General features: G+C 40.4%; 27 protein-coding genes. 18 read left to right on the forward strand and 9 right to left on the reverse strand.

What is annotated here, in order from left to right; all coding sequences use genetic code 11:
- Positions 1–10 precede the first annotated feature (10 nt).
- Genes cobT through cbiB form a run of 6 tightly spaced genes read left to right on the forward strand, consistent with a single transcriptional unit; the run spans position 11 to position 5718 of the window.
- Positions 11–991, forward strand: coding sequence for a nicotinate-nucleotide--dimethylbenzimidazole phosphoribosyltransferase (gene cobT, locus U5907_06435; GenBank protein ID WRQ32219.1), 981 nt, complete (start codon positions 11–13; stop codon positions 989–991).
- Entirely contained in the window at positions 988–1749 is a 762-nt protein-coding gene (locus U5907_06440) for an adenosylcobinamide-GDP ribazoletransferase (GenBank protein WRQ32220.1), read from the forward strand. Before cobT ends, U5907_06440 begins: the two co-directional genes overlap by 4 nt.
- The gene (cobC, locus tag U5907_06445) at positions 1749–2303 is read left to right on the forward strand and encodes an alpha-ribazole phosphatase (GenBank protein ID WRQ32221.1); all 555 of its coding nucleotides are present in this window, start codon (positions 1749–1751) and stop codon (positions 2301–2303) included. Before U5907_06440 ends, cobC begins: the two co-directional genes overlap by 1 nt.
- Positions 2300–3766, forward strand: a complete 1467-nt coding sequence (locus U5907_06450; GenBank protein ID WRQ32222.1) for a cobyric acid synthase — start codon at positions 2300–2302, stop codon at positions 3764–3766. The genes cobC and U5907_06450 overlap by 4 nt, the downstream gene beginning before the upstream one ends.
- On the forward strand, positions 3763–4779 hold the full coding sequence (locus tag U5907_06455; protein WRQ32223.1) for an aminotransferase class I/II-fold pyridoxal phosphate-dependent enzyme: 1017 nt from the start codon (positions 3763–3765) through the stop codon (positions 4777–4779). The genes U5907_06450 and U5907_06455 overlap by 4 nt, the downstream gene beginning before the upstream one ends.
- Positions 4780–5718, forward strand: coding sequence for an adenosylcobinamide-phosphate synthase CbiB (gene cbiB / locus U5907_06460; protein WRQ32224.1), 939 nt, complete (start codon positions 4780–4782; stop codon positions 5716–5718).
- Here cbiB and U5907_06465 read toward each other — a convergent pair.
- Genes U5907_06465 through U5907_06485 form a run of 5 tightly spaced genes read right to left on the reverse strand, consistent with a single transcriptional unit; the run spans position 5693 to position 9804 of the window.
- Positions 5693–6724 carry an ABC transporter permease gene (locus U5907_06465; protein ID WRQ32225.1) on the reverse strand — a complete coding sequence of 344 codons (1032 nt, stop codon included), beginning with the start codon at positions 6722–6724 and terminating at the stop codon, positions 5693–5695. The two genes, cbiB and U5907_06465, sit on opposite strands and share 26 nt — an antisense overlap.
- A complete protein-coding gene (locus U5907_06470) occupies positions 6721–7785 on the reverse strand; it encodes an ABC transporter permease (protein WRQ32226.1) in 1065 nt (354 codons plus the stop codon). The genes U5907_06465 and U5907_06470 overlap by 4 nt, the downstream gene beginning before the upstream one ends.
- The gene (locus U5907_06475; protein ID WRQ32227.1) at positions 7779–8387 is read right to left on the reverse strand and encodes an ABC transporter ATP-binding protein; all 609 of its coding nucleotides are present in this window, start codon (positions 8385–8387) and stop codon (positions 7779–7781) included. The genes U5907_06470 and U5907_06475 overlap by 7 nt, the downstream gene beginning before the upstream one ends.
- Positions 8369–9091, reverse strand: a complete 723-nt coding sequence (locus tag U5907_06480) for an ABC transporter ATP-binding protein (GenBank protein ID WRQ32228.1) — start codon at positions 9089–9091, stop codon at positions 8369–8371. The genes U5907_06475 and U5907_06480 overlap by 19 nt, the downstream gene beginning before the upstream one ends.
- A 14-nt stretch (positions 9092–9105) precedes the next feature.
- Positions 9106–9804 carry an HlyD family efflux transporter periplasmic adaptor subunit gene (locus U5907_06485; protein WRQ32229.1) on the reverse strand — a complete coding sequence of 233 codons (699 nt, stop codon included), beginning with the start codon at positions 9802–9804 and terminating at the stop codon, positions 9106–9108.
- A 151-nt stretch (positions 9805–9955) separates the two neighbouring features.
- Here U5907_06485 and U5907_06490 point away from each other — a divergent pair, with 151 nt between their 5' ends.
- The 6 genes from U5907_06490 to U5907_06515 are packed head-to-tail and all read left to right on the forward strand — an operon-like array spanning position 9956 to position 13938.
- Positions 9956–10555 carry a nitroreductase family protein gene (locus tag U5907_06490; GenBank protein WRQ32230.1) on the forward strand — a complete coding sequence of 200 codons (600 nt, stop codon included), beginning with the start codon at positions 9956–9958 and terminating at the stop codon, positions 10553–10555.
- A 33-nt stretch (positions 10556–10588) separates the two neighbouring features.
- Entirely contained in the window at positions 10589–10963 is a 375-nt protein-coding gene (locus U5907_06495; GenBank protein ID WRQ32231.1) for a phosphopantetheine-binding protein, read from the forward strand.
- A 5-nt stretch (positions 10964–10968) separates the two neighbouring features.
- Complete coding sequence (locus tag U5907_06500; protein ID WRQ32232.1) at positions 10969–11457, forward strand: 3-hydroxyacyl-ACP dehydratase FabZ family protein; 489 nt, start codon at positions 10969–10971, stop codon at positions 11455–11457.
- Complete coding sequence (locus U5907_06505; protein WRQ32233.1) at positions 11441–12019, forward strand: hypothetical protein; 579 nt, start codon at positions 11441–11443, stop codon at positions 12017–12019. The genes U5907_06500 and U5907_06505 overlap by 17 nt, the downstream gene beginning before the upstream one ends.
- Before the next feature lie 24 nt (positions 12020–12043).
- Positions 12044–13249 carry a beta-ketoacyl-[acyl-carrier-protein] synthase family protein gene (locus U5907_06510; protein ID WRQ32234.1) on the forward strand — a complete coding sequence of 402 codons (1206 nt, stop codon included), beginning with the start codon at positions 12044–12046 and terminating at the stop codon, positions 13247–13249.
- The gene (locus U5907_06515) at positions 13234–13938 is read left to right on the forward strand and encodes an SDR family oxidoreductase (protein WRQ32235.1); all 705 of its coding nucleotides are present in this window, start codon (positions 13234–13236) and stop codon (positions 13936–13938) included. Before U5907_06510 ends, U5907_06515 begins: the two co-directional genes overlap by 16 nt.
- Here U5907_06515 and U5907_06520 read toward each other — a convergent pair.
- Positions 13910–14542, reverse strand: coding sequence for an MBL fold metallo-hydrolase (locus U5907_06520; protein ID WRQ32236.1), 633 nt, complete (start codon positions 14540–14542; stop codon positions 13910–13912). The genes U5907_06515 and U5907_06520 overlap by 29 nt on opposite strands.
- A 148-nt stretch (positions 14543–14690) precedes the next feature.
- On the opposite strand from U5907_06520, the gene U5907_06525 reads away from it, so the two are divergent.
- The 3 genes from U5907_06525 to U5907_06535 all read left to right on the forward strand — a co-directional run bounded on the left by U5907_06525 (position 14691) and on the right by U5907_06535 (position 16460).
- Positions 14691–15023, forward strand: a complete 333-nt coding sequence (locus U5907_06525; GenBank protein ID WRQ32237.1) for an NINE protein — start codon at positions 14691–14693, stop codon at positions 15021–15023.
- Positions 14998–15300, forward strand: a complete 303-nt coding sequence (locus U5907_06530) for a DUF2752 domain-containing protein (GenBank protein WRQ32238.1) — start codon at positions 14998–15000, stop codon at positions 15298–15300. Before U5907_06525 ends, U5907_06530 begins: the two co-directional genes overlap by 26 nt.
- 89 nt (positions 15301–15389) lie before the next feature.
- Positions 15390–16460: a Fic family protein gene (locus U5907_06535; GenBank protein ID WRQ32239.1), complete on the forward strand. Its 1071-nt coding sequence runs from the start codon at positions 15390–15392 to the stop codon at positions 16458–16460.
- On the opposite strand, the gene U5907_06540 is transcribed toward U5907_06535, so the two are convergent.
- Entirely contained in the window at positions 16461–17246 is a 786-nt protein-coding gene (locus tag U5907_06540) for an endonuclease/exonuclease/phosphatase family protein (protein ID WRQ32240.1), read from the reverse strand.
- Between the two features lie 15 nt (positions 17247–17261).
- Positions 17262–17663 (reverse strand): cupin domain-containing protein, encoded by a 402-nt coding sequence (locus U5907_06545; protein WRQ32241.1) that lies wholly within the window; start codon positions 17661–17663, stop codon positions 17262–17264.
- 51 nt (positions 17664–17714) lie between these two features.
- Between U5907_06545 and U5907_06550 the strand changes: the two genes are divergently transcribed.
- The 3 genes from U5907_06550 (at position 17715) to U5907_06560 (ending at position 19998) form a co-directional block, all read left to right on the forward strand.
- Entirely contained in the window at positions 17715–17993 is a 279-nt protein-coding gene (locus tag U5907_06550) for a HigA family addiction module antitoxin (GenBank protein ID WRQ32242.1), read from the forward strand.
- Between the two features lie 710 nt (positions 17994–18703).
- A complete protein-coding gene (locus U5907_06555) occupies positions 18704–19141 on the forward strand; it encodes a hypothetical protein (protein ID WRQ32243.1) in 438 nt (145 codons plus the stop codon).
- A complete protein-coding gene (locus tag U5907_06560; protein WRQ34086.1) occupies positions 19138–19998 on the forward strand; it encodes an IS3 family transposase in 861 nt (286 codons plus the stop codon). Before U5907_06555 ends, U5907_06560 begins: the two co-directional genes overlap by 4 nt.
- A 299-nt stretch (positions 19999–20297) precedes the next feature.
- Here the strand turns inward: U5907_06560 and U5907_06565 are convergent, their stop codons facing one another.
- Positions 20298–21065 (reverse strand): type IV toxin-antitoxin system AbiEi family antitoxin, encoded by a 768-nt coding sequence (locus U5907_06565; protein ID WRQ32244.1) that lies wholly within the window; start codon positions 21063–21065, stop codon positions 20298–20300.
- Positions 21066–21080 lie beyond the last annotated feature (15 nt).

The raw sequence follows: 21080 nt of genomic DNA on the forward strand, positions 1-21080 counted from the left end.
AAGATATTTCATGGAAAAAGAGATAATTGAAAAAATTAATAGCCGTACAAAACCATTAGGATCGTTAGGGCGACTTGAGGAGATTGCATTTAAAATTGGGATGATTCAGGGTAGAGTAAATCCTGAACTAAAAAATCCTGTAATTCTGGTCTTTGCGGCGGATCATGGTATTTCAGAAGAGGGTGTTAGCCCCTTCCCAAAAGAGATTACCCATCAGATGGTAATGAATTTTACCCGGGGGGGTGCAGGTATAAATGTCTTTACAAAACAACACGGAATTGGCCTGAAGGTAATTGACTCCGGGGTTGATTATGACTTCCCGGAAGGGGCTGGTATTATTGATGCAAAACTAGCCAGAGGTACCAATAATATGCTAAAAGAGCCGGCGATGAGTGTTGAGTTGTGCCGGGAAGCAATAAAGAGAGGGAGGGAGTTTACCCGATCAGAGTTTGAAAATGGATGCAATGTAATTGGATTTGGAGAAATGGGCATTGGAAATACATCATCGGCATCGCTGCTGCTTCATAAACTGGGCGGTTACCCCCTGGAACAATGTGTGGGAAGAGGGGCCGGACACGATGAAGAAGGGGTTAAAAAGAAACTTGAAACACTTTCTAAAGTATCTAAAAAATATAACCCTCCGGGAGTTGAAGAAATATTATCCACATTTGGGGGATTGGAGATTGCGATGATGTGCGGGGCAATTCTTGAGGCAAAAAGACTTAATATGTTGATTCTTGCAGATGGATTTATCGCAACCTCAGCATTTCTGACTGCTATAAAAATGGATCCCGGGGTATATGAAAACACCATTTTTTGCCATACATCCGGAGAGAAAGGACATGCATTAATGCTGCAGCATCTTAAGGCCGAGCCTTTGTTGAACCTTGGCTTGAGGCTGGGAGAGGGAACGGGAGCTGCTATAGCTTACCCTCTGATTAAGTCTGCTCTGCATTTTCTCAATGAAATGGCCGGATTTGACGAGTTATGAAAAAAGAGCTAAACCTGCTGTTTAATGCACTACTCTTCTATACCCGTATTCCTGTCCCGTTTAAGGTAGATTTCTCCAGGGAGGCTCTTACAAAATCCTTCCGTTACTTTCCTTTAGCAGGAGTAATTGCAGGATCTTCCGGGATATTTGTCTACTTTTTGGCTTCGTATGTTTTCACACACCCTGTGGCAGTAATGGCTGCATTCATTACCCTTATTATTACAACAGGAGCAATGCACGAGGATGGACTGGCAGATTTTCTGGATGGATATGGCGGAGGTGCAGACAGGGATAGCATCTTAAGGATAATGAAGGAGAGTACAATTGGGGTTTATGGGGTTATTGGCACAGTATCAAACATTATTTTAAAATTTTTGGTTCTATGCTCATTCCCCCATCAACTCTTTATTACTGCTTTTATTAGCGCACAAGCTATCAGCAGGATAGGTCCTGTTTACCTTGTAAACACATCTGTGTATGCAAGAGATGAAAAAAGTAAAGCTGACCATACCAGACACAAAACAGATAAAACAACAACTGTTATTGCAACTCTGATTGCTCTGCTTCCTCTGCTTCTGTTCAATCCAATTTTTTCTGTTGCCTACCTGGTTTTCTTCACAATAATGTTTATATCATTCAGAAGATACCTTCATAAAAGGACCGGCGGTTTTACAGGAGACACCCTTGGCGCACTTCAACAGTTAAGTGAACTGCTTTTTTACCTGACTCTTGCAGCCTCAATAAATTTATTGACATAATGGATGTAAAAGGGATAATTTACCTTATAAGACACACTAAAACGGTTGCTGAGGAGGGTATATGCTACGGCAGACTTGATCTGACAACAGCCGGATGCTTTGATGAACAGGCATCTATTATCAGAAGGAAGATGGAGGGAGTGCCTGTTGGTAAAATATACTCCAGCCCTCTAAGGAGATGCAAACAACTGGCCCATACCATAGGAAAAAAAGTAATCTGTGATAATAGAATTGCAGAGATGGATTTTGGCGATTGGGAGGGACTATCATGGAATGAGATATTTCTCAGAGAGGATGGGAAGAGATGGTTTGCAGATTACCTAAATGTAAGATGCCCGGGTGGAGAGTCTTTCAGGGACCTCTGTAAACGGGTAAAATTATTTGCAGAGGAGATTCCTCTTGATGCAAAATCTACTGTAATAGTTACCCATTCAGGGGTGATTCGCTCATTCCTTGCTGCTATGGATATTCTCCCAGAGGAGGAAATTTTTACTGTAGATATTGCATATGGCCAAATTGTTAAAATTGAAAACAGAGAATTTGAACTTATATGAAAATAGAGAGATTAAGACCCATAATGTTCGCTGGAACAGGTTCTGATGTTGGTAAATCAATAATAAACACAGCGTTTTGCAGAATCCTTCTTCAGGATGGATACTCACCTGCCCCATTTAAAGCACAGAATATGTCGCTTAACAGTTATGCCACAAAAGACCAGCTGGAAATTGGCAGAGCTCAGGCTGTCCAGGCAGAGGCCTGCGGTATTGAATGCACTGCAGATATGAATCCAATACTTTTAAAGCCTACAAGCCATACCTGCTCGCAGGTTGTACTAAACGGAAAACCTTCCGGAAATAAAAATGCTGCAGAATATTTTTCCGGGGCCGGCGGAGAGGAGTTGTTTAAAACGGTGACAAAAGCTTACGACAACCTTGCCAATACATATAATCCAATTGTACTTGAGGGAGCAGGGAGTATTTCAGAATTAAATCTTAAAAGCCGGGACATAGTAAATATGAGAATGGCGCTTTACAGCAAAGCTGCCGTATATCTTGTTGCAGATATTGACAGAGGTGGAGTATTCGCAAGTGTATATGGTTCAATTATGCTACTGCCTCAAGAGGAACGCACTTTGATCAAAGGGATAATAATAAATAAATTCAGAGGGGATATTAACCTTTTTAAGGAGGGAAGCAGAATGATAGAGGAGCTCACCGGTATTCCGGTAGTGGGCGTTCTGCCGTGGTTTGACGATATTGAGATTGATCAGGAGGACTCAGTTATTCTGGAAAGAAGAGTGGCAAAAATAGATACGGACAAGGTTACTATAGCTGTCGTACATCTCAGGCATATGTCAAATTTCACTGATTTTGGACCTCTTGAACAATTAAGTAATATCAATCTGGTTTACACAAGAGATCCGGCTGTTATTGAAGAGGCTGATATTGTAATTATCCCCGGCTCAAAGAACACAATTGAGGATCTCAACAATCTTAGAAAAAGTTCGCTTGCAGGTTCATTACTAAGGCGTCACAAAGCAGGTAAATCAATATACGGAATATGCGGCGGATTCCAGATTATGGGTAAATGGATATATGACCCCAACCACATTGAGGGAGATATTGAAGCGGCCCCGGGGCTGGGAATCTTCCCGGTTGAAACAACACTCTTACCAGGAAAAAGAAGCCGTCGCTGCAGTTTTACCCTGATAAATTCAAATGGCTGCGGTGATGGATATGAGATACACTCCGGGGAGACATCCACGGATAACCCATTCGCTACTCTTGACACAGGAGAGGCAGATGGATACTATCTTAATTCAAAGACATGGGGAACATACATTCATGGAATATTCGACAATCCATCTATCGTCTCTCTTATTCTAGACGACTTAAATATTAAGAATCCCGCAACCATGGAAAAGAGGGAATCAAAAGAGGATAACTATAATAAACTTGCAAAGTGGTTCCGGGATAATTCCAATATAAGTTACATATATGATACTTTGAGAAAATGATAAAAGGACACGGCAACAATCCCTACGAAATAAAAACTCCAATAAAAATAGATTTTAGTTCAAATATTGCCTTCAATAATAAGTCTGCTGCCATTTTTAATCATATAAAAGAGGAGATTTCCTGCCTTGGAAACTACCCGGATCCTGAGGCTACAGAACTAAAGGAGAAGATTGCAATACATAATAACCTATCACCCCATACTATCCTGATAACAAATGGCTCTGCAGAGGCATTTTATATAGTTGCTCATTTAACAGCAGCCTCACATTCAGCAATCTGTATTCCCTCTTTTGCCGAGTACGAGGATGCTTGCCGGTGTTATTGTCATAAAATTGAATATATCCACTATCATAAAATTGAATCAGAGGAACTTTCCGGCTTTGATACTTTCTGGATAGGTAATCCTAATAACCCGGATGGATGGATAACCCCTCCCGAGGCAATATATCGGCTTTGCCGGAAATACCCAAAAACATTGTTTGTTCTAGACGAGGCATATATAGAATTATGCAATGAAAAGGTTGTGTTTTCCGGAGAGGATGGAATCCCGGATAATCTGATTATTATCCGGTCACTAACTAAATCTTTTGGAATACCCGGACTTAGACTGGGGTACATAATTGCACAAAAGGAGATTATCAATAGTATGGAAAATAATCGGCCTCCCTGGAGCGTAAACTCTCTTGCATTAAAGGCAGGCTCATTTATTATTGACAATTATATAAATCTTATGCCCGATATAAACGAGCTCTGTGAGGAGTCTCTCCTTTTGCAAAAAAGTTTATCTGGTATCGAAGGAATAGTAGTTACGCCATCAAAGTGCAACTTCTTTCTGGCTTATTCCAGTAAAATAACTTCGCATATACTTAAGAAGAGGTTAATTGAGAATTGTGGAATATTGATAAGAGATGCGTCAAATTTCAGAGGTCTATCTACCAGCCACTTCAGAATAGCCGCTCAGGATAGGAGGAACAATATAGAACTTATAAAAGCAATAAGGGAGGTATTATAGATGTCTTTAAACAACCCTGATTTTATTTTGATTCTGACACTGGTATCGGGTGCAGTTCTTGATACTATTTTGGGAGATCCAATATGGCTTCCACACCCTGTCCGATTATTCGGAGTTACTATTGGGTGGTTAGACAAAGCTCTTAACAGAGGAGTTATGCGGTTCTACAAAGGGTTAATCATGACTCTTATGCTTGTTTCTGCAGTGTGGATCATTATTTATCTCACCATTCTGACTCTGGAGCCCTATCCTGTTATTTCAATTATAATCACCTCAATATTCGTTTTTTTTGGACTTGGCAACAAATCTCTGATAGAGGAGGGGCTTAAAGTTGAGAGATTTATTGATAAAGGGGAAACAGAAAATGCCAGAAAACAGTTGGCAACAATAGTTGGAAGAGACACAAAGCAATTATCACCACAAAAAATGAGAATTGCAGTACTTGAAACACTCTCAGAGAATCTGAGCGATGGTGTAGTTGCCCCCCTCTTTTATTTCGCAATCGGCGGAGTCCCTCTTATGATGGCTTATAAAATGGTGAATACTCTTGACTCTATGGTAGGATATAAAAACGAAAGATATATCGATTTTGGGAAAGCTTCTGCTATTTTAGATGACATAGCAAACTTTGTCCCTTCCAGGCTGACAGCCTTAATGATAGCTATTTGCTCTGCCAGTAAACGATCATTTGAATTCATTTATAAATTTGGTAAAGCCCATGCAAGTCCCAACTCCGGATACCCTGAGGCAGCACTCGCCGGAACATTAAACTGCAGATTTGGAGGGGGGAGTTATTATAATGACATATTAGTGGACAAACCATTTATTGGAATAAATGACAGAGAAATTAACAAATCTGACATTAAGAGAGCTATCTATATTAACATTCGAGTGTTTATACTCTCAATTGCAATTATCTCTCTAATCTGTATATGGTGACTTGAGACAGAAGCAGAATAAATGAGACCAATATCATCCCTGTAATTAATCCCTGTATTTCAAAAAGTGTAGCACCCATAAGTATAACTTTTCTGGAACTCTCAACTCCATACCACAGTGGATTTATAAATCTGGTGGCAGCGGCCCAGGCCGGCATTGAACTTAAATGAGAAAACATGGTACTAAGCATAATAAGCAGTACAAGGGTGATTGTGAGAATATAGACCGCTCTGAGCTGCGTTTTTGAAAAAGAGGCAATAAACATTGCCATTGCAAGAAGATCAAAAACAAAAAGAATCGATACTAAAAAGAGCGGTACAATGTCCCCTTTTAGCGGAAGATCATAGACAAAAAAACAAAAGAGATAACAGATAATAATCTCTGCAAGGCAGAATATGGTAAAGAATACGAATTTACCCAGCAAATAGATCTTTCTCTCCATAAGAGTAGCTTTGAACTGCTCCTCGACGCCGGACTCTCTTTCGTTTACAATATTAAGAGTTAACAGAGCTGCACCCAAAATTGTAATAACCAATACTACCAGAGAAATCAGATAGTAATGTTTATACATTCTTCCTGAATTAAAAAGCGTTTGATAGACAACTCCCGGACTTTTATCCTGCATCATCTCATAAGACATAGCATAGAGAGAGGTCATAGCCCTTCTGGGGAAAGTCCCGTCTAAAATCAAATTATAACCTTCATCCGAACTCACTAAAATCATATCAAGCTCTCCTCTCTCAATAGCATCTTCCGCACTCTCAATATTATCATAAAAAATAGTCCTGTCAAACATAAAACTTGAAGCAACCCTCTCTGCAACAGTATCGCTTTGCATCTGATTATTGATATCACAAAATCCGGCTCTTAAACGGTACTCACCATCAAATGAAAGAGGAATTAATCCCAGCACAACAATCGGGCAAACAAGAACCAGAAACAGAAGAACCCTGTTTCGTATGAGTTGTAAAAACTCCTTTTTTATTGTAGCGATAAGAAGTCTCATTTTCTAAAAAAATTCCTTTTTAAAAGGTAAACGGATACAGCATAAAAGAACAATGATTGAAATGCCAGTATTATAAAATATTTTGCATTTACATCAATAGAGGTAAGTCTGAAAACCACCCCTTTATAACCTTCAATAAACAATCTTCCCGGCATAATTGATGCAACAGGGGTAATTATACTCTCCATTGATTGCAAAGGGAATATAAATCCGGAAAAAAAGACATTTGGAATGAATATAAATAACCAGCATCCTATAAGGAGCTCCAGTTCATTCTTAACTAATGCAGCGATGAAGAGGCCTGTCATCATTGTAGCCACAGAGAAGAGTACTGTTAAAAGAAAGAAGTTAAAAACTCCCTGGTTAATTTCTATCCTAAACATAAAAAGAGAGAGAAGGTATACAGAGAATCCGTGAACAATTGAGACAATCAGATATGGGATTGATTTTCCGGCAATTATCTCATTCATCCCCGCCGGAGTTATAATAAGCAGCCTTGCTGTTCCCCTCTCCCTCTCCCTGTTTACACTCATACTTAACATAATTGAGGCTACAATAATTAAAGCAATCATAACAAGTCCCGGCAAGATTTCTATCTCACTCTTTAACTCCTCATTATATATAAACGAATATTCAAAAGGGAGGGGTTCCGCAAAATGGGCAGATAATCTTTGCATTACAGCCTCAGACATCAAAAGATCAGAGCCATTAAGAAATACATTTACCTCTCCTCCTCTTTCAAAATTCTCAGGAACAAATAATACAAACTTTAGGTCTTCACTAATAAAGGCCGGAATAATCTCATTTTGGTGATTAAGATTGCCATTAAACGAGAACTCTTTGGTTTTATCAAGCTCTTGAATCAAAGAAATAAAGAGAGAAGAGCCACTTTTGTCAAAAACAGCAAATTTTACATCATTCAGTTCAAACCTTAAAACATTACCCAGAATCCCAACAATTATGAGTGGCAAAAAAATCAATATAGTCATACTTAATTTATCCCTGTAAATTGAGATAAATTCTTTACCGGCAATATGAATTATTCTTTTCAGTTTTAACATTGCTCAGGTCTGAAAATATTAATATTCCTGTGACACATAGCAGATTCTGAAGCATAATGGGAAGTTACCAGTACAGTTGTTCCGCAATCGGATAACCTCCTGATGCACCCCCATATTTTACCCCTTGTCAGGGTATCAACACCTGCTGTAGGTTCATCAAGCAGAAGAACTCCAGGATTTCTCATAATTGCAATGGAAAACGACAGCAGCTGTCTCCAGCCGGAAGTAAGCTCCTCTACCCTTTTGTTTTGAAACTGACCCAATCCCAGTAAATCAGAGGAGAGAGCGAATTTCTCCTCAATTTCTGCTTTTGACAAACCATTTATTACACCATAAAAATTATAATTTTCTCTGGCAGTCATATTTGCCAGCAGTGCAGAGCTTTGGCTCATATAGCTTTTATCAGCTCCAATAAACATCTCTCCTGAATACGGAGTAAGTATTCCACTTAACATTTTAATAAAGGTGGTTTTTCCCGCACCATTTGCTCCGGTTAAAGAGACCACCTCTCCCCCCATAATCTCAACAGAGAGATTGTTTACAGCCATGAATTTGCCGTACTTATAACACAAATCAACAGTCTTTATGATTGGATCAGACATTCTTCAAGAAATTTTTCATAAATACCATCTCCGCGGAACCTTTCCCGGATCTCATCCATTGTACAATAATTCAGCTGCCTTCCCTCGTGGAGTACCAACAAGGAGTCCACATAATCAAACTCTTCATAATAATGAGTGCTGACAATAACCGTTGTTCCTCTCTCTTTTAGCTTTCTAAGTTCACTAAATATTGCAGCTCTTGAGTCTGAATCAATACCTGTAGTTGGTTCGTCAAGAAAAAGTATCTCCGGAGAGTGAACCATAGCACAAATTATTGCCAGTTTCTGTTTCATTCCTCCCGATAGTGTGTCGGCTCTTTTATCGGCAAAATCCATTAATGACTCCCAGAAAGGGGACTCAGTATGTAATCCCGGAGAGGAGCCATACATCTTTGCAAAAAAGGAGATATTCTCCGTCAAAGTCAAATCCGGATAGAGAGAGAAACTTCCCGGAACATATCCAATCAGTTTTCTTATCCTTTGATAATCTCTTTTTACCTGGAAACCCGCAATCTTCACCTCTCCTTTAAAGTTTAAATCAAGAGTTGCAAGAATATCAAAAAGTGTTGTTTTACCCGCACCGTTTGCACCGGTAACTCCAAGAACTGATCCTCTTTTCAAACCAAAAGAGAGCCCTTTTAAAGCCTCAAGTTTTCCATAGCTCTTGCATAGTTCCTTAACCTCAATTACAAGATCGTCTGTCATAAATAAAACCCTTTTTAAAAAACAAGCTCCCCGGGCATACCACTTTTCAGAGTCCCGTTATTGGAAACCTCAACTTTAACTTTGTAATGCTGATCCGTTCTGTTTCCCCTTGTCTGAACCATCGAGGGAATAAACTGAGGCCTTTCTGAAATGTTCAGAACACGGCCCTTGTAGATAATCGCGCTATCATCATTCATATAGTACTGTATTCTAACTGAATCCCCGGCAGAAACTGAAGATATATCAGAACCGGGAACCCATGCAACAAAATATATTCTGTTTACATCAGCAACAGATAATAAAGGACTTCCCTCAAAAAGATACTCCCCCTGCCTGAAGTTAATCTTAATAACCCTGGCTCTTACCGGAGCTTTTATATAACACAGCCTTATCCTCTCCTCTAAAATGCGCAACTCATATTGAAGCGGCTCCATCTGAGAGAACATACCCATCTCCTGTAATGCCTTAAGGCTGGACTTAACCTTTGATCTCTCGAGAGACAAAATAGTCGTGTCAATTACCGCAAGAAGATCCCCCTCATTACATATCACCCCCTCCTCTGCAATAAGTTTTTGCAACTTACCGGTACCTGTTGATGGCAAAACCATCTCGTCAGATTGAAAATTGCCATAGAAGTTCTTATCCCCCTCATTTTTGCACCCGGCAAAAAGAAGTGTAACCACCAGCATTATTAATGAGAATTTGTTTATCACGATATCAGGTTTTTGAATAATTAATCTTATTTAAAAATACTCTATATCTCTCCCATTCTAAAAATTATAAACCCACAGAAGGTAAAATTTCCTGTTTTTTACAATTTGTTGATAAAAACCACTTAGACAAACCCTTTAAAATAGTAACTTAGTGGATGTTCAAATTTACCCTTCTATGGAGAACCCTTACCTGCAGTTAAAGCATCTGAGTGAAACAAGAAAGAGTTGCAGAAAATTCAAACCTGATGAGATTCCCCAAGATATTACAGACAAGATATTATCTGTTGCAGCAAACTCCCCTTACGCCGGCGGAAGCCGAAGCTGGGGAGTAACAACAGTAAAAGAGACCGCAGTAAAGGAGAGGCTGGTGCTGGCAATCCAGGAAAAGGTTAGAGCCACAGCTGAGTCCATGGAGCGGGAAAGTGCAGATCTTTTCGTAAAATACTCTCAAAATTTCATGTTTTTCAGGGAGGCACCTCTGCTTATTATTCCCTATTTTAAAGTTACACCTGTAATGAAATCTCTTCTCAGGGAGAGTATTACAGAGTCTCTGCTGCAGTGGGAGAGAGACAACTCTGTGAAATCCATCTCATGTGTATCAATGCTCATCCTTCTTGCAGCAGAGAGCCTTGGACTTGGGGCTTGCTATATGACAGGACCTCTGATTGCAGAGAGGGAGATCTCTGAGATCCTTAATATTCCTCCCGGAAGAGAGGTCGGAGCAATTATACCTATAGGATACAAATTGTAAAAAAGATAAACCAGACTTAAAAACTTCACTAAAATGAACACTACAGACCAACTCAGAGAACTTCTAATGCCTGTTCTGGGCATAACATCAATAGATGAGATTAAACCTGAGAGCGCACTTGTCAGAGATTTGGGAGCAGAGAGTATCGATTTTGTTGAGATTCTTTATCTTATTGAGACAGAGATGGGAGTTAAAATAAAAATACAGGAGATTGCTATGACTGAATACTCCTCTGATGGTAACAATCTGCAAGATGGGAAAATAACAAATGAAATTGCAGAGAGACTTAACAAGGATTTTAACACAGACAGATTTACTGAAGGTACAACAGTTAAGGAACTTTTCGAATCCTTCACTGTAAAAGATTTGGCCACTATTATTGACAAAAAAAAGAGACTCATAAACTGATTTATATGAGATTCATATTAGTTGACAGAATTGATGAGTTAAAAATTGGCTCCTGGGCAAAAGGGGTTAAGTGCATATCTCAGACAAATGAGATTTTTGAACAACACTTTCCGGGATATCCTCTGATGCCCGGTTCTCTTATTATGGAGGGACTTGCACAACTATCCGGAGTTCTTTTTGAGTACTCTTTAATGCAGCTTGGCCACACCCATAAAAGACCGGTACTAACACTAGTTAATAAAATGAAATTTCGCCGGTTTGCCACTCCCGGAGACAAACTGGATTATGGTTGCAGAGTTAAATTATTTTATCCGGATGAGTACGCTGTTGCTACTGTAACTGCAAAGTGCGACGGGAAACTCTACGCAGAGGGGGAGCTTCTCTTTGGATTTGCCGATATACTGGATGAAAAATTATTAAAATTATCTGTGGAGGCAATTGAGAGCTTTCTTAAAAACACCAAAATAATTGCATCCGATGAGAGTAATTTATAGAAAATATCTCCCCGGAGAGGATATTCCTGCTGCAGACTACTTTTCCCGTCGCAAACTAGTAAAGTATTTTTCCAGGGAGACAATGGCTGCTGTGGTTTGTATTGGAGAACTTCTTAAAGGCGAGGTACCATCACCTGAAACACCTTTCTTCTTTTCATCCGGAGAGACAGAGATGATGGATATTTACAAAGAGGCCTGTATGGTTTTTGATAAGGGAGAGCTCAAATTTGACTCTTCGATGTTTCTGGAGAGGGCAATAACGGTAATCTCTCCTCTCTCTCATTTCAAGATGATGAGAAATATGGCTCACTGTTTTATATCTATTGAGTATGGTTTAAAGGGAGACAACGCTGCAACAATGGGATCTGTTTCAGGTCTCCTCGTTCCGGCAATGCTCTCTGAAGGGAGGGGCGATATTCTTATAGGAGCGGGAAAGCTTCACGCAGATGGTACTGCTGAGGGGGGATTTGCACTAGTTACAGCACATGAACTCAAGGATTGTCCAATGCTGGAGAGTGACGGGGAGGCAATCTGCTTTTTTAGAGAGAATTACAATATATAAACTTCCTAATTTTTAATCACCTATATGGGAGTAGTTATTACAGGAATTGGTGTAAGATCACCGCTGGGATGCACGGTTGAAGAGTGTTTTATGAACCTTGAGCTTGGGACAAGGTGTGTAAGAGATATTGAAAATTTTGAGACCGGCGGATTTTCACAGAGAGCTGCAGGAGAGGTAAGGCATAATGGAGAGGTTGTTAAGAGCCCCCCTGATGTTGACAGGAAGACACTTTTTCTGGAGGGGTCAATAGAGGATCTTAGAAATAAAACAATCTTCTCTGAAAGATATAATCCTGAGGATATTGTTCTCAACACGGGAGGTGGTCTGGATTATGTAGATATCGAAAGCTTCTACAAAACCGGACAGTTCAGGAGTCCTGCGGGAGAGGAGCTCCCGTCTCACTATAAATCAGGCGAAAAGATCCGGGAGACAGCAGATAAATTTAATATAAAAGGGGGTACAAATATTTTTATGGCCTCTTGTGCTGCCTCTACGCAGGCGATTGGCTCCTCGTACCGAATGATCAAACAGAATTTTAAAAAAGCGGCTGTTACAGGAGGGTCAGACTCAATGGTAAACCATGTAAACTACGTGGGCTTTCAAAAACTGGGAGCAATGACAGCAGATACAAACTCCCCTTTTGCCTGCAAACCTTTTGATCTCAGAAGAAGCGGCACTGTTTTGGGAGAGGGTGCATTGATGATTCTGCTGGAAAAAAGCTCCTCTGCACGGCAGGAGGATATTCTGGCAGAGATTTCAGGATATGCCTCAACAATGGATGCTTATGCTGTTACAGATCCGGATCCGGAAGGGAAATCACTTGCGGCTGCAATTGATGGGGCACTTAAGGATGCAGGAATAACCAGCGATATGATAGACTGCGTTCATCTGCACGGTACAGGTACACCAAAAAACGCACCTGCAGAGTACAATGCCCTTAAGCTTGTTTTTGGAGAGAGGGTTAACTCTCTGCCGGTATATTCGATGAAGGGGCAAATTGGTCACCTGATTGGTTCCTGCGGTGCGATGGAGCTTCTTGGAGCAATATACTCCCTTAAACATCAGGTTGTCCTTCCTACAATTAATTTTGAAACAAGAGATCCAAACGCTCCTCTCTGTGTTATAAAGGGGGAGCCCCTTAAAATGAACATTAAATATCTCCTTAAGACAAACTCATCCTTTGGAGGAGAAAACACAGCAATTGTACTTAAAAAATGGGAAAGATTGTAATCACAGGAGCCAGCTCTGAAATAGGATTATCAATTACCGGGAAACTGGCAGGACTTGGAAAACCAATGGTTCTTCACTGTTTCAAGAACAGTGATACTCTTGAGAGATGGAGAGGAGTTGCAGAAATTGTTAAGGCCGATTTTTCTCAAAGGGAGGAGCTGGATATGTTTATAGCCGGACTTGATGATGTTGAAATTCTTGTATACGCATCTGCCGTTACCGATGCCGGTCTTGTACCACAAATTGATGAAGAGTCCCTGAATAATACTATACAGGTTAACATCTTTGCATACACGAAGATATGCCAGGCACTGATTCCCCGTATGTGCAGCAAAAGGAGCGGCAATATTATAGGGATTTCATCCGTATCAGCAAACAGGGTTTTCAAAGGGCAGGGAGTTTATGCAGGAAGCAAAGCATATATGGAGGCCTTTACAAAAGCGATAGCCATTGAGTACGGGAAAAAAGGGGTGAGGGCAAATTGCGTAGCTCCCGGTAGTATAGAGGCCGGAGCTCTTAAGAGGCTGAACTCATTTGGAATGGAAGAGATAAAACAGGTAAACAGTTTAAACCGATTAGGCTCTCCTGAAGATGTTGCAGAGGTAGTCCATTTTCTATGCACACCGGCCTCTTCGTTTATTACAGGTACAGTTATTGAGGTTAGCGGCGGGCACTTGATGGGAGTCTGAGTTCACTTATCATACAGGGGAGTCCGTGTCCGCTGTAAACCATTGTTGATGGAGGAAGAGTAAGAATTTTCTCCTTTATTACCTTTATAAGAGAGGCAAATCCGTCGTTTGAGTAGCCAATAGTTCCGTTATATGTAGTATCTCCGGCAAAAAGGATGTCCCCATCCGGCAGATAGAGGCAAACAGAGCCTTTAGAGTGGGAAGGAGTATGAAGGACATGTACCTCTACAGAGCCGAATTTTAGTACAGGCTCCCCATCAAAGTAGTTGTCGGCCTCAGTAAAAACATACTCCATATTGACATTGTAAACAGATGCAGCGTGAGCGGCAATAACAAGCTCCTCCTTATCATCAATATGCATCCAGGTTTTAATATTGTAAAAATCTCTTGCCCAGGCAGCACCGGCAATATGGTCAAAATGGCCGTGAGTAAGCACTATAGCAAGAGGGTTAAGGGAGTTCTCTTTTATATAGTTCTCAATAGAATCTCTCTCTGCCTTGCTGTTTGCACCGGGATCAATTATCAGGGTATCACCATTCCGGGCCGAGAGGAGATAGGAGTTCTCTGCCATCTTATTCTGAACAAATCTTTTTACCTCAAACATTAAGTAAAAATAGTAAATTGGAATTTTTTCATTAGTTCCTGAACATTAAATAATTGAAATAAATTTGCAATAACGCACCCCAAATTTACGAAAAATAGTACCTTTATCCCGCCCTGCATTGCAACTACAAGCTTAATTCTATATACAAATGAAACTGGAAAATGAAAAGTATTGCCACGAGTGTGGCAGGAGCATCAATGCAAAAGCGGAGATCTGCCCCCTCTGCGGAGTGAGACAACCCTACATGGCATCCGGTTACCACGGGGAACAAGGAATTAATAACCAATGGCTGATTACCTTCCTCCTCTGCTGGTTTCTTGGAGTATTTGGAGTACACAGGTTTTACGCAGGTCATACAGGTACGGGAATCCTGATGCTCATCACTTTTGGCGGCTGCGGAATCTGGTGGCTTATTGATTTTATTATGATCATCGTTGGTAACTTCAGGGATAGCGATGGAAATTATATCAGGCTACGCTAGATCAAACAAATTCATAAGTTTTGTTGCCCTCTATTTTGGAATCTCAATTGTGTTGCAGATGGCCTTCTCTGTCAACATAATGATTCCTTGCCTCTGGAAAACATTATTCCATACTGAATGCCCCGGTTGCGGACTAACAACTGCATTAATATCTCTCCTTCGCTTTGATATTGCTGGTGCTTACAGTGCAAACCCCCTTATATTTATTGTTTTGCCCTCAGTAATTTTCTATATAATAAAAGACTTCAGGAGATATGCCTCTGAAACTCACTTATAGTATACATAGGCGAGATTTTATGTATAGATTTTTGCGTTTTTTATACAAAAGAGGTTATATTTGTATACGTTTCTTAAATTTCTATACATATGAAACCCTGGACTGTCTTAGAATTACCATACAAAGTTGATCTGGAAACAAAGAGAGTGCTTAAAGCACTCCCATCTGCACATTCAGCCTTAGCGGAATTAAAAGGGGTAGTCTCAACCATTCCCAACCAGAACATTCTTATAAACACGCTTGGCCTCCAGGAGGCAAAAGATAGTTCAGCAATTGAAAATATTATTACTACCCACGATGACCTTTACAAATCTGAATTAAATCTTAATGCATTCAAGCCTCTACAGGCAAAAGAGGTCCAGAACTATATTTCTGCACTGAGGAAAGGATTTGAACTTATATCTGAATCAAATCTTTTAACAATTAACACTATTTTAAAGATTCAGGAGGCACTTGAGGAGAACAGTGCCGGATTCAGAAAATTACCCGGAACAGAGTTAAAAAGTTCGTCAACCGGTAAAACGGTCTATGTACCACCACAAAACAATCAGGATATCATAAGACTAATGTCAAATCTGGAAAAATATATAAACGATCCTGATTTGCAGGACTGCGACTCTCTGATTAAAATGGCTGTTATCCATTTCCAGTTTGAAAGCATTCATCCGTTTTATGATGGAAATGGAAGGACCGGCAGGATAATAAACATTCTTTACCTGATTAAAGAGAGGCTACAGTCTCTACCTGTTTTGTACTTAAGCAACTATATAATAAAACATAAGACAGACTACTACAGACTACTCCAACAAGTCAGAGAAGAGGAGAGCTGGGAAGAGTGGATTCTGTTTATGATAAAAGGAGTAGAGGAGACATCGCGGGAAACTATAGATTTGATTATTAAAATCAAAGAGCTTATGCAGGTATTCAAAAATAGATTGCGAACCAATTACAAGTTTTACAGCCAGGATTTGCTAAATAATTTATTTAAGCACCCATACACAAAGATTGAATTCTTAGTTAACGATTTAGGAATTTCAAGATTAACTGCAGCAAATTATCTGAACAAACTGGCAGAAGATAATTTGTTAACAAAGGTTAAACTTGGAACCGGCAACTACTATATTAACCAAGAACTTTTTGATTTGCTATCTGATAGATAGTCATAACTGCAGGCTGCCTCGCACCAGCACCGGCCTGTGATCCGAGGCTAGTGCCTCCGGGATAACAGTAGAGTTGATAACTTTGAACTTCTCTGCAAATCTTTTTGATATAAAGATATAGTCAATGCATCTGTCCGGAAAGCTTGCCGGGAAAGTAAAGGTTTTCCCATCTGAAAGCAGCGAAAAACCACTCTTTAGCACCTCCAGCTCATCAGAGCCCGGAAGTGCATTAAAATCCCCGCCTGCGATAAACGGCTTTTTAAGCCTCTCGGCCTCCCTTAAGAGGATTTTTACCGACTCCATCCTATCCGCTTCTGTCAGAGAAAAATGGGTAGAGGCAGCAAAGAAGCGCCGAAACTCCACAATCAGCAGCACCCTCGCCTCCTCACGGCCGGGCAGCGGCACCAGCCTTACTGAGAGCGGCTTCTCTGCCGACAGCATCGCAACGCCATATTTCCCGTTTCCAAGTTTTATTGCCGGAGCAAAAACAACATGCATCCCGGTTAGTTTGCCCAGCTCCATCGCCTGGTCCACACCCCCGGTTCTCGCCGTTGCACTGTCAACCTCCTGCAACATCACAATATCCGGCCTCTCCCTGCTAATCACCGCTGCCGTCCTCACCAGACTCTGCGCCTGCTCCATCCCCTTACCCACGCGGATGTTGTACGACATTATCCGCATCTCTGAATCGGCACCCCCCCACTGGCCCGCTGCGAGGCTACTACCCCAGAGGTAAATGGCCACGAGGCTGATTATCTTGCACTTATAAACTTTTCTCATTTTCATATATATACCTGAATTTCAACTGTTTGGCCATTTACCTCTGAGGTCACATCCGGCTGGTGCAAATACCTCCTCGTCCTCGCTTCGCCACGCCGGATTCACAATACACAAAAAGACCAGATCACCCTCACCCCGGTTTTCAATAAACTGCCGCGAGTTTGCCGGTATAAAAACCGACTGACCCGGATAGACCATAGATGTCTCATCATCAATATGCATCATCCCCTCACCCTCCATAATATAATAGACCTCCGTAGATTTCAGGATATGAGGATACGACACTTTTCCCGGCTTAAGCCTGGCATGAGCAAGACTATACCCTATGGGCAACGGCTCATTATCCGGATGCAAAATTACCCTAAGCAGCGTGTCATCACCAGCAGTGATTTCAGGGATGGCGGATGTGGTTTTGATTATCATGGTAGTTATTTGTATGGTTTAAAGTTATTACTTTTTGGAAAATTTTGTTCATTGAAAATTATTACTTACTTTTTATCAAAAGACACAGAAATTCCTCAGACTCGTATTTCTCAAATTATCAGAGGTAATCGTAGCATCACAGCAGATACTGCCCTTAGACTTGCCGAATACTTTGGTGTAGATCTTAAATTCTGGCTTGGATTACAGAGTGACTATGATCTTGAAAATGAAAGAGAAAAAAAGAGAGAGGTTTTATTAAGAATTGGCAACATAAGGACGATAGTCATCAGTTTGCATGATTATCCCCCACTCCCCCATAATAACAGATAATCGTTTTCGCAACAAGTGCTCTGATTTTTTATGGTGCTGCGCAGTTTATACGGCCTTCGGCCGAAAATGGGGATCAGGAGGTTGCGGTGTTGGGCTAAAGTTTCCCACATGTGCATTATGATATTATTCCTATAATTTACAGGTGAATTTATCGTAAAATCTAAAACCCGTAATGGTGTAACGCTTTGATTATATGATTGCAGGAACTTAACATGACATGACATATCACATGTCAGATCAAACTGCTTCTTGCAGATTTACTGAGAGTTAAAGCGATGCGGGTATGACGGATAACCGGCCGGGAACCGGCCGTATAAACTGCGAAGCACCTTTTAAACTTGGCGGGAGGCGGTGAATTGGATCAAGACAGGAGGGGGTTTGAGTGGGATATTCGTTTATCTAACAGATGGTTAGATTATTAAAAATTGGTTTTTTGAAAAGTTTTTAAAAAAGTAATTTGCAATCATTTGGTTTATAAGCACATATACGAATATCCCTGTCAACCTACCCGCCCGCCCTGAGTTGTCCATTCGGCAGATGATTTTTGCGAAACCCGTGCGGTTCTAAGTCTCAGATTATCAATGTGTAGACAATCCACCTGTCAGGTGACTTGACAGGTGGATTGCTTATGTTTAGGTAATCAGCGTGTTACAGCGGTGTGGGTATATAGTGTGCCGTCCTGAAATAGGTTGACTCCAAAACTCAATTTTATGAAAAAATTTACAGTCGAGGATGAGCAATCAATTTTTCAGAGAAAGCTCGAACAATTTCAACGCAGGATAGTCTCTGCAGTAGAGCACAAACGGATGACAATGCGAGATGTGATCCAGAAGTACAACATCAAAGATGAAGAGACGATATTACAATGGATGAGAAAATATGGTATTTTTAATCCTGATTACACAATCATTCATACCATGAAAAATGCCGGTGATCCCAGTAATGTCAAGCGTTTGAAAGATCAGCTCAAGGCTAAGGAAGATGAGAACGAGCGGATGCGAAAGGAGATATTTCTTCTCAAGCAAAAGGGTATTATGTTCGACGCTATCGTGCAGGTAGTCAAAGAAGATTACAACATTGACCTGTTAAAAAAAGTTATGCCCGGGCAGTCGACACCTACATCTCCAAAGGGGGACAAGGAGGAATAGTTTTTGGGTGCAGATTACTCGGGAAAACAAAACAAGCCTATTATAAACACAAGAAAAGTCTGAAGACAAAGAAGGTTCAGGCCTTCGTAGCGATATCGCTGGTTAAAAGCCAGCGGGAGTCATTACCACGAATAGGAACAAAGAAGCTACACCACATGCTTTCTCAACCATTAAAAGAAATCAAAATTGGAAGAGATAAGCTGAACGAGATTATTAAGGCCAACGGGATGTTGGTTCCTCCTCTAAGGCAATACAAAATAACAACAAACTCAAGACATCACTTTCCAAAATACAAGGATCTTGTTACCGGAACCAGAATTTTTCAACCAGAACAGGTGTGGGTTGGAGATATAACATACATCAATGCAAAGGATAAATACTACTACCTGTCAATGATTACTGACGCTTATTCGAAGAAGATTATGGGCTATTGCATTGATGAAAATATGAATGTAGAGTTAGTTATCAAGGCACTGGCAATGGCTTTTAATAACAGACAATATCAGACCAAGCTCACCCATCATACAGACCGGGGGTCTCAATATTGCTGCAAAGCATACCAGGAAAAATTAAGAAGAATGAGTGTCATTACAAGTATGACTGAAAACAGCGACCCTTATACCAATGCAATCGCAGAGAGAGTTAACGGGATAATCAAACATGAGTTCCTCATTGATGGCCAGCATCACTCTTTGCTTGAGTTAAAACTACTACTTGCTCAAGCAGTCCATTCTTATAACCACCTCAGACCTCACTTATCATGTCACATGTTAACACCAGACAACATGCATAATCAGAGACAATTAAGAAGGATAGAGTATCGAAACAAATTCCTAAACAAAAAAATCAAAGTCTGAATGAACTCGTTTACTTATATTTGTTAAAATCAGTCAACCTATTTCAGGACGGCACATAGTTTACTTCTGGACTTTGACGTGGGAAACTTTAGTGTTGGGTGGGACGAACCTCTATAGGGCTGAATAACTATGTGTTGCAAAACAAAAATTTAACGAAATCAAAAAAACTCATTTTGTGACAAGCTCAAAATAAGGCCGATGGAGGTTCGTCCCACCCAAGCCTGTGGCACCTCTTCTGCCGAACGGCTAACATAGCGAAGCACCAAATTTGTTGGTGAATATAGTGTTCCTGTCTCAAATCATAAGTCGGCTAATTCTTTTGGAACTGACAACAGATATTTTGGAATGTAAACTCCCCGTTCTTCAAGCATTCTGTTTCCCTTTCCTAAATCAATTTTTTCAGGTTCGAGAAAATGGACCCATTGATGATTGGTTTTATGAGCTAAATAAAGAAACAATCGCCTGACTTTAACAGAACCGCAACTGACTAATAATTCATTAAGCAATTTTGGCTTTAAATTTACAAGACCTTCCAATATATGGTAGCACTCTACCAAATCCATCTTTTGAGGTGCCAGTAATAAACATTCCAATATCGCCCGCTCAGGAGTTGAAACATTTATCTTGAATTGATCAGTTTCAAATTCCATAATGCCTGATTCAGAAGGCAAATACGAAGTCAAATGATGCTCAATATCAAGCTTCCATTCATATTCTGCAAACCACTTTGGAAGTTTGGTTTTTAATGGTGAAAACAACTGGAGGGTGTTTTTGCTCATACGCAAGTAGTGGCTGAATCCCTGCAACTCTAAGGCAGTTAGCCCGCCCACATGAACCTTAGTATTTGTTTGATTCTGAATAGCGCTCAATGCACCTTTCCACTCAATATCGTCACCAGGTCTCTTATAGGCACCTCGCCCTATAGATTCCAGCCAGCCACTTTTTAGATAGTAATTCTGCAGGTTTCTGGAAATGCCATAAGCTTCAAGCCATCCAGGAGTTACCACACAACCTGGTTGCAAAACCCTGAATAAAATTTTTATATTTGTTTCGTTTTGAGTAGCCATACTACACTAATTTGG

Source organism: Bacteroidales bacterium MB20-C3-3, assembly GCA_035609245.1.
Taxonomy (GTDB): domain Bacteria; phylum Bacteroidota; class Bacteroidia; order Bacteroidales; family UBA932; genus Bact-08.

What these genes read in the sequence shown, in the direction of transcription:
- U5907_06545 (WRQ32241.1), bottom strand. Translation starts at nt 17,663, where the DNA reads ATGATAATCAAAACCACATCCGCCATCCCTGAAATCACTGCTGGTGAT.
- cobT (WRQ32219.1), top strand. Translation starts at nt 11, where the DNA reads ATGGAAAAAGAGATAATTGAAAAAATTAATAGCCGTACAAAACCATTA.
- U5907_06510 (WRQ32234.1), top strand. Translation starts at nt 12,044, where the DNA reads ATGGGAGTAGTTATTACAGGAATTGGTGTAAGATCACCGCTGGGATGC.
- U5907_06465 (WRQ32225.1), bottom strand. Translation starts at nt 6,724, where the DNA reads ATGAGACTTCTTATCGCTACAATAAAAAAGGAGTTTTTACAACTCATA.
- U5907_06535 (WRQ32239.1), top strand. Translation starts at nt 15,390, where the DNA reads ATGAAACCCTGGACTGTCTTAGAATTACCATACAAAGTTGATCTGGAA.
- cobC (WRQ32221.1), top strand. Translation starts at nt 1,749, where the DNA reads ATGGATGTAAAAGGGATAATTTACCTTATAAGACACACTAAAACGGTT.
- U5907_06500 (WRQ32232.1), top strand. Translation starts at nt 10,969, where the DNA reads ATGAGATTCATATTAGTTGACAGAATTGATGAGTTAAAAATTGGCTCC.
- U5907_06525 (WRQ32237.1), top strand. Translation starts at nt 14,691, where the DNA reads ATGAAACTGGAAAATGAAAAGTATTGCCACGAGTGTGGCAGGAGCATC.
- U5907_06475 (WRQ32227.1), bottom strand. Translation starts at nt 8,387, where the DNA reads ATGTCTGATCCAATCATAAAGACTGTTGATTTGTGTTATAAGTACGGC.
- U5907_06455 (WRQ32223.1), top strand. Translation starts at nt 3,763, where the DNA reads ATGATAAAAGGACACGGCAACAATCCCTACGAAATAAAAACTCCAATA.
- U5907_06495 (WRQ32231.1), top strand. Translation starts at nt 10,589, where the DNA reads ATGAACACTACAGACCAACTCAGAGAACTTCTAATGCCTGTTCTGGGC.
- U5907_06470 (WRQ32226.1), bottom strand. Translation starts at nt 7,785, where the DNA reads ATGTTAAAACTGAAAAGAATAATTCATATTGCCGGTAAAGAATTTATC.
- cbiB (WRQ32224.1), top strand. Translation starts at nt 4,780, where the DNA reads ATGTCTTTAAACAACCCTGATTTTATTTTGATTCTGACACTGGTATCG.
- U5907_06480 (WRQ32228.1), bottom strand. Translation starts at nt 9,091, where the DNA reads ATGACAGACGATCTTGTAATTGAGGTTAAGGAACTATGCAAGAGCTAT.
- U5907_06515 (WRQ32235.1), top strand. Translation starts at nt 13,234, where the DNA reads ATGGGAAAGATTGTAATCACAGGAGCCAGCTCTGAAATAGGATTATCA.
- U5907_06540 (WRQ32240.1), bottom strand. Translation starts at nt 17,246, where the DNA reads ATGAAAATGAGAAAAGTTTATAAGTGCAAGATAATCAGCCTCGTGGCC.
- U5907_06440 (WRQ32220.1), top strand. Translation starts at nt 988, where the DNA reads ATGAAAAAAGAGCTAAACCTGCTGTTTAATGCACTACTCTTCTATACC.
- U5907_06530 (WRQ32238.1), top strand. Translation starts at nt 14,998, where the DNA reads ATGGAAATTATATCAGGCTACGCTAGATCAAACAAATTCATAAGTTTT.
- U5907_06450 (WRQ32222.1), top strand. Translation starts at nt 2,300, where the DNA reads ATGAAAATAGAGAGATTAAGACCCATAATGTTCGCTGGAACAGGTTCT.
- U5907_06555 (WRQ32243.1), top strand. Translation starts at nt 18,704, where the DNA reads ATGAAAAAATTTACAGTCGAGGATGAGCAATCAATTTTTCAGAGAAAG.
- U5907_06520 (WRQ32236.1), bottom strand. Translation starts at nt 14,542, where the DNA reads ATGTTTGAGGTAAAAAGATTTGTTCAGAATAAGATGGCAGAGAACTCC.
- U5907_06505 (WRQ32233.1), top strand. Translation starts at nt 11,441, where the DNA reads ATGAGAGTAATTTATAGAAAATATCTCCCCGGAGAGGATATTCCTGCT.
- U5907_06565 (WRQ32244.1), bottom strand. Translation starts at nt 21,065, where the DNA reads ATGGCTACTCAAAACGAAACAAATATAAAAATTTTATTCAGGGTTTTG.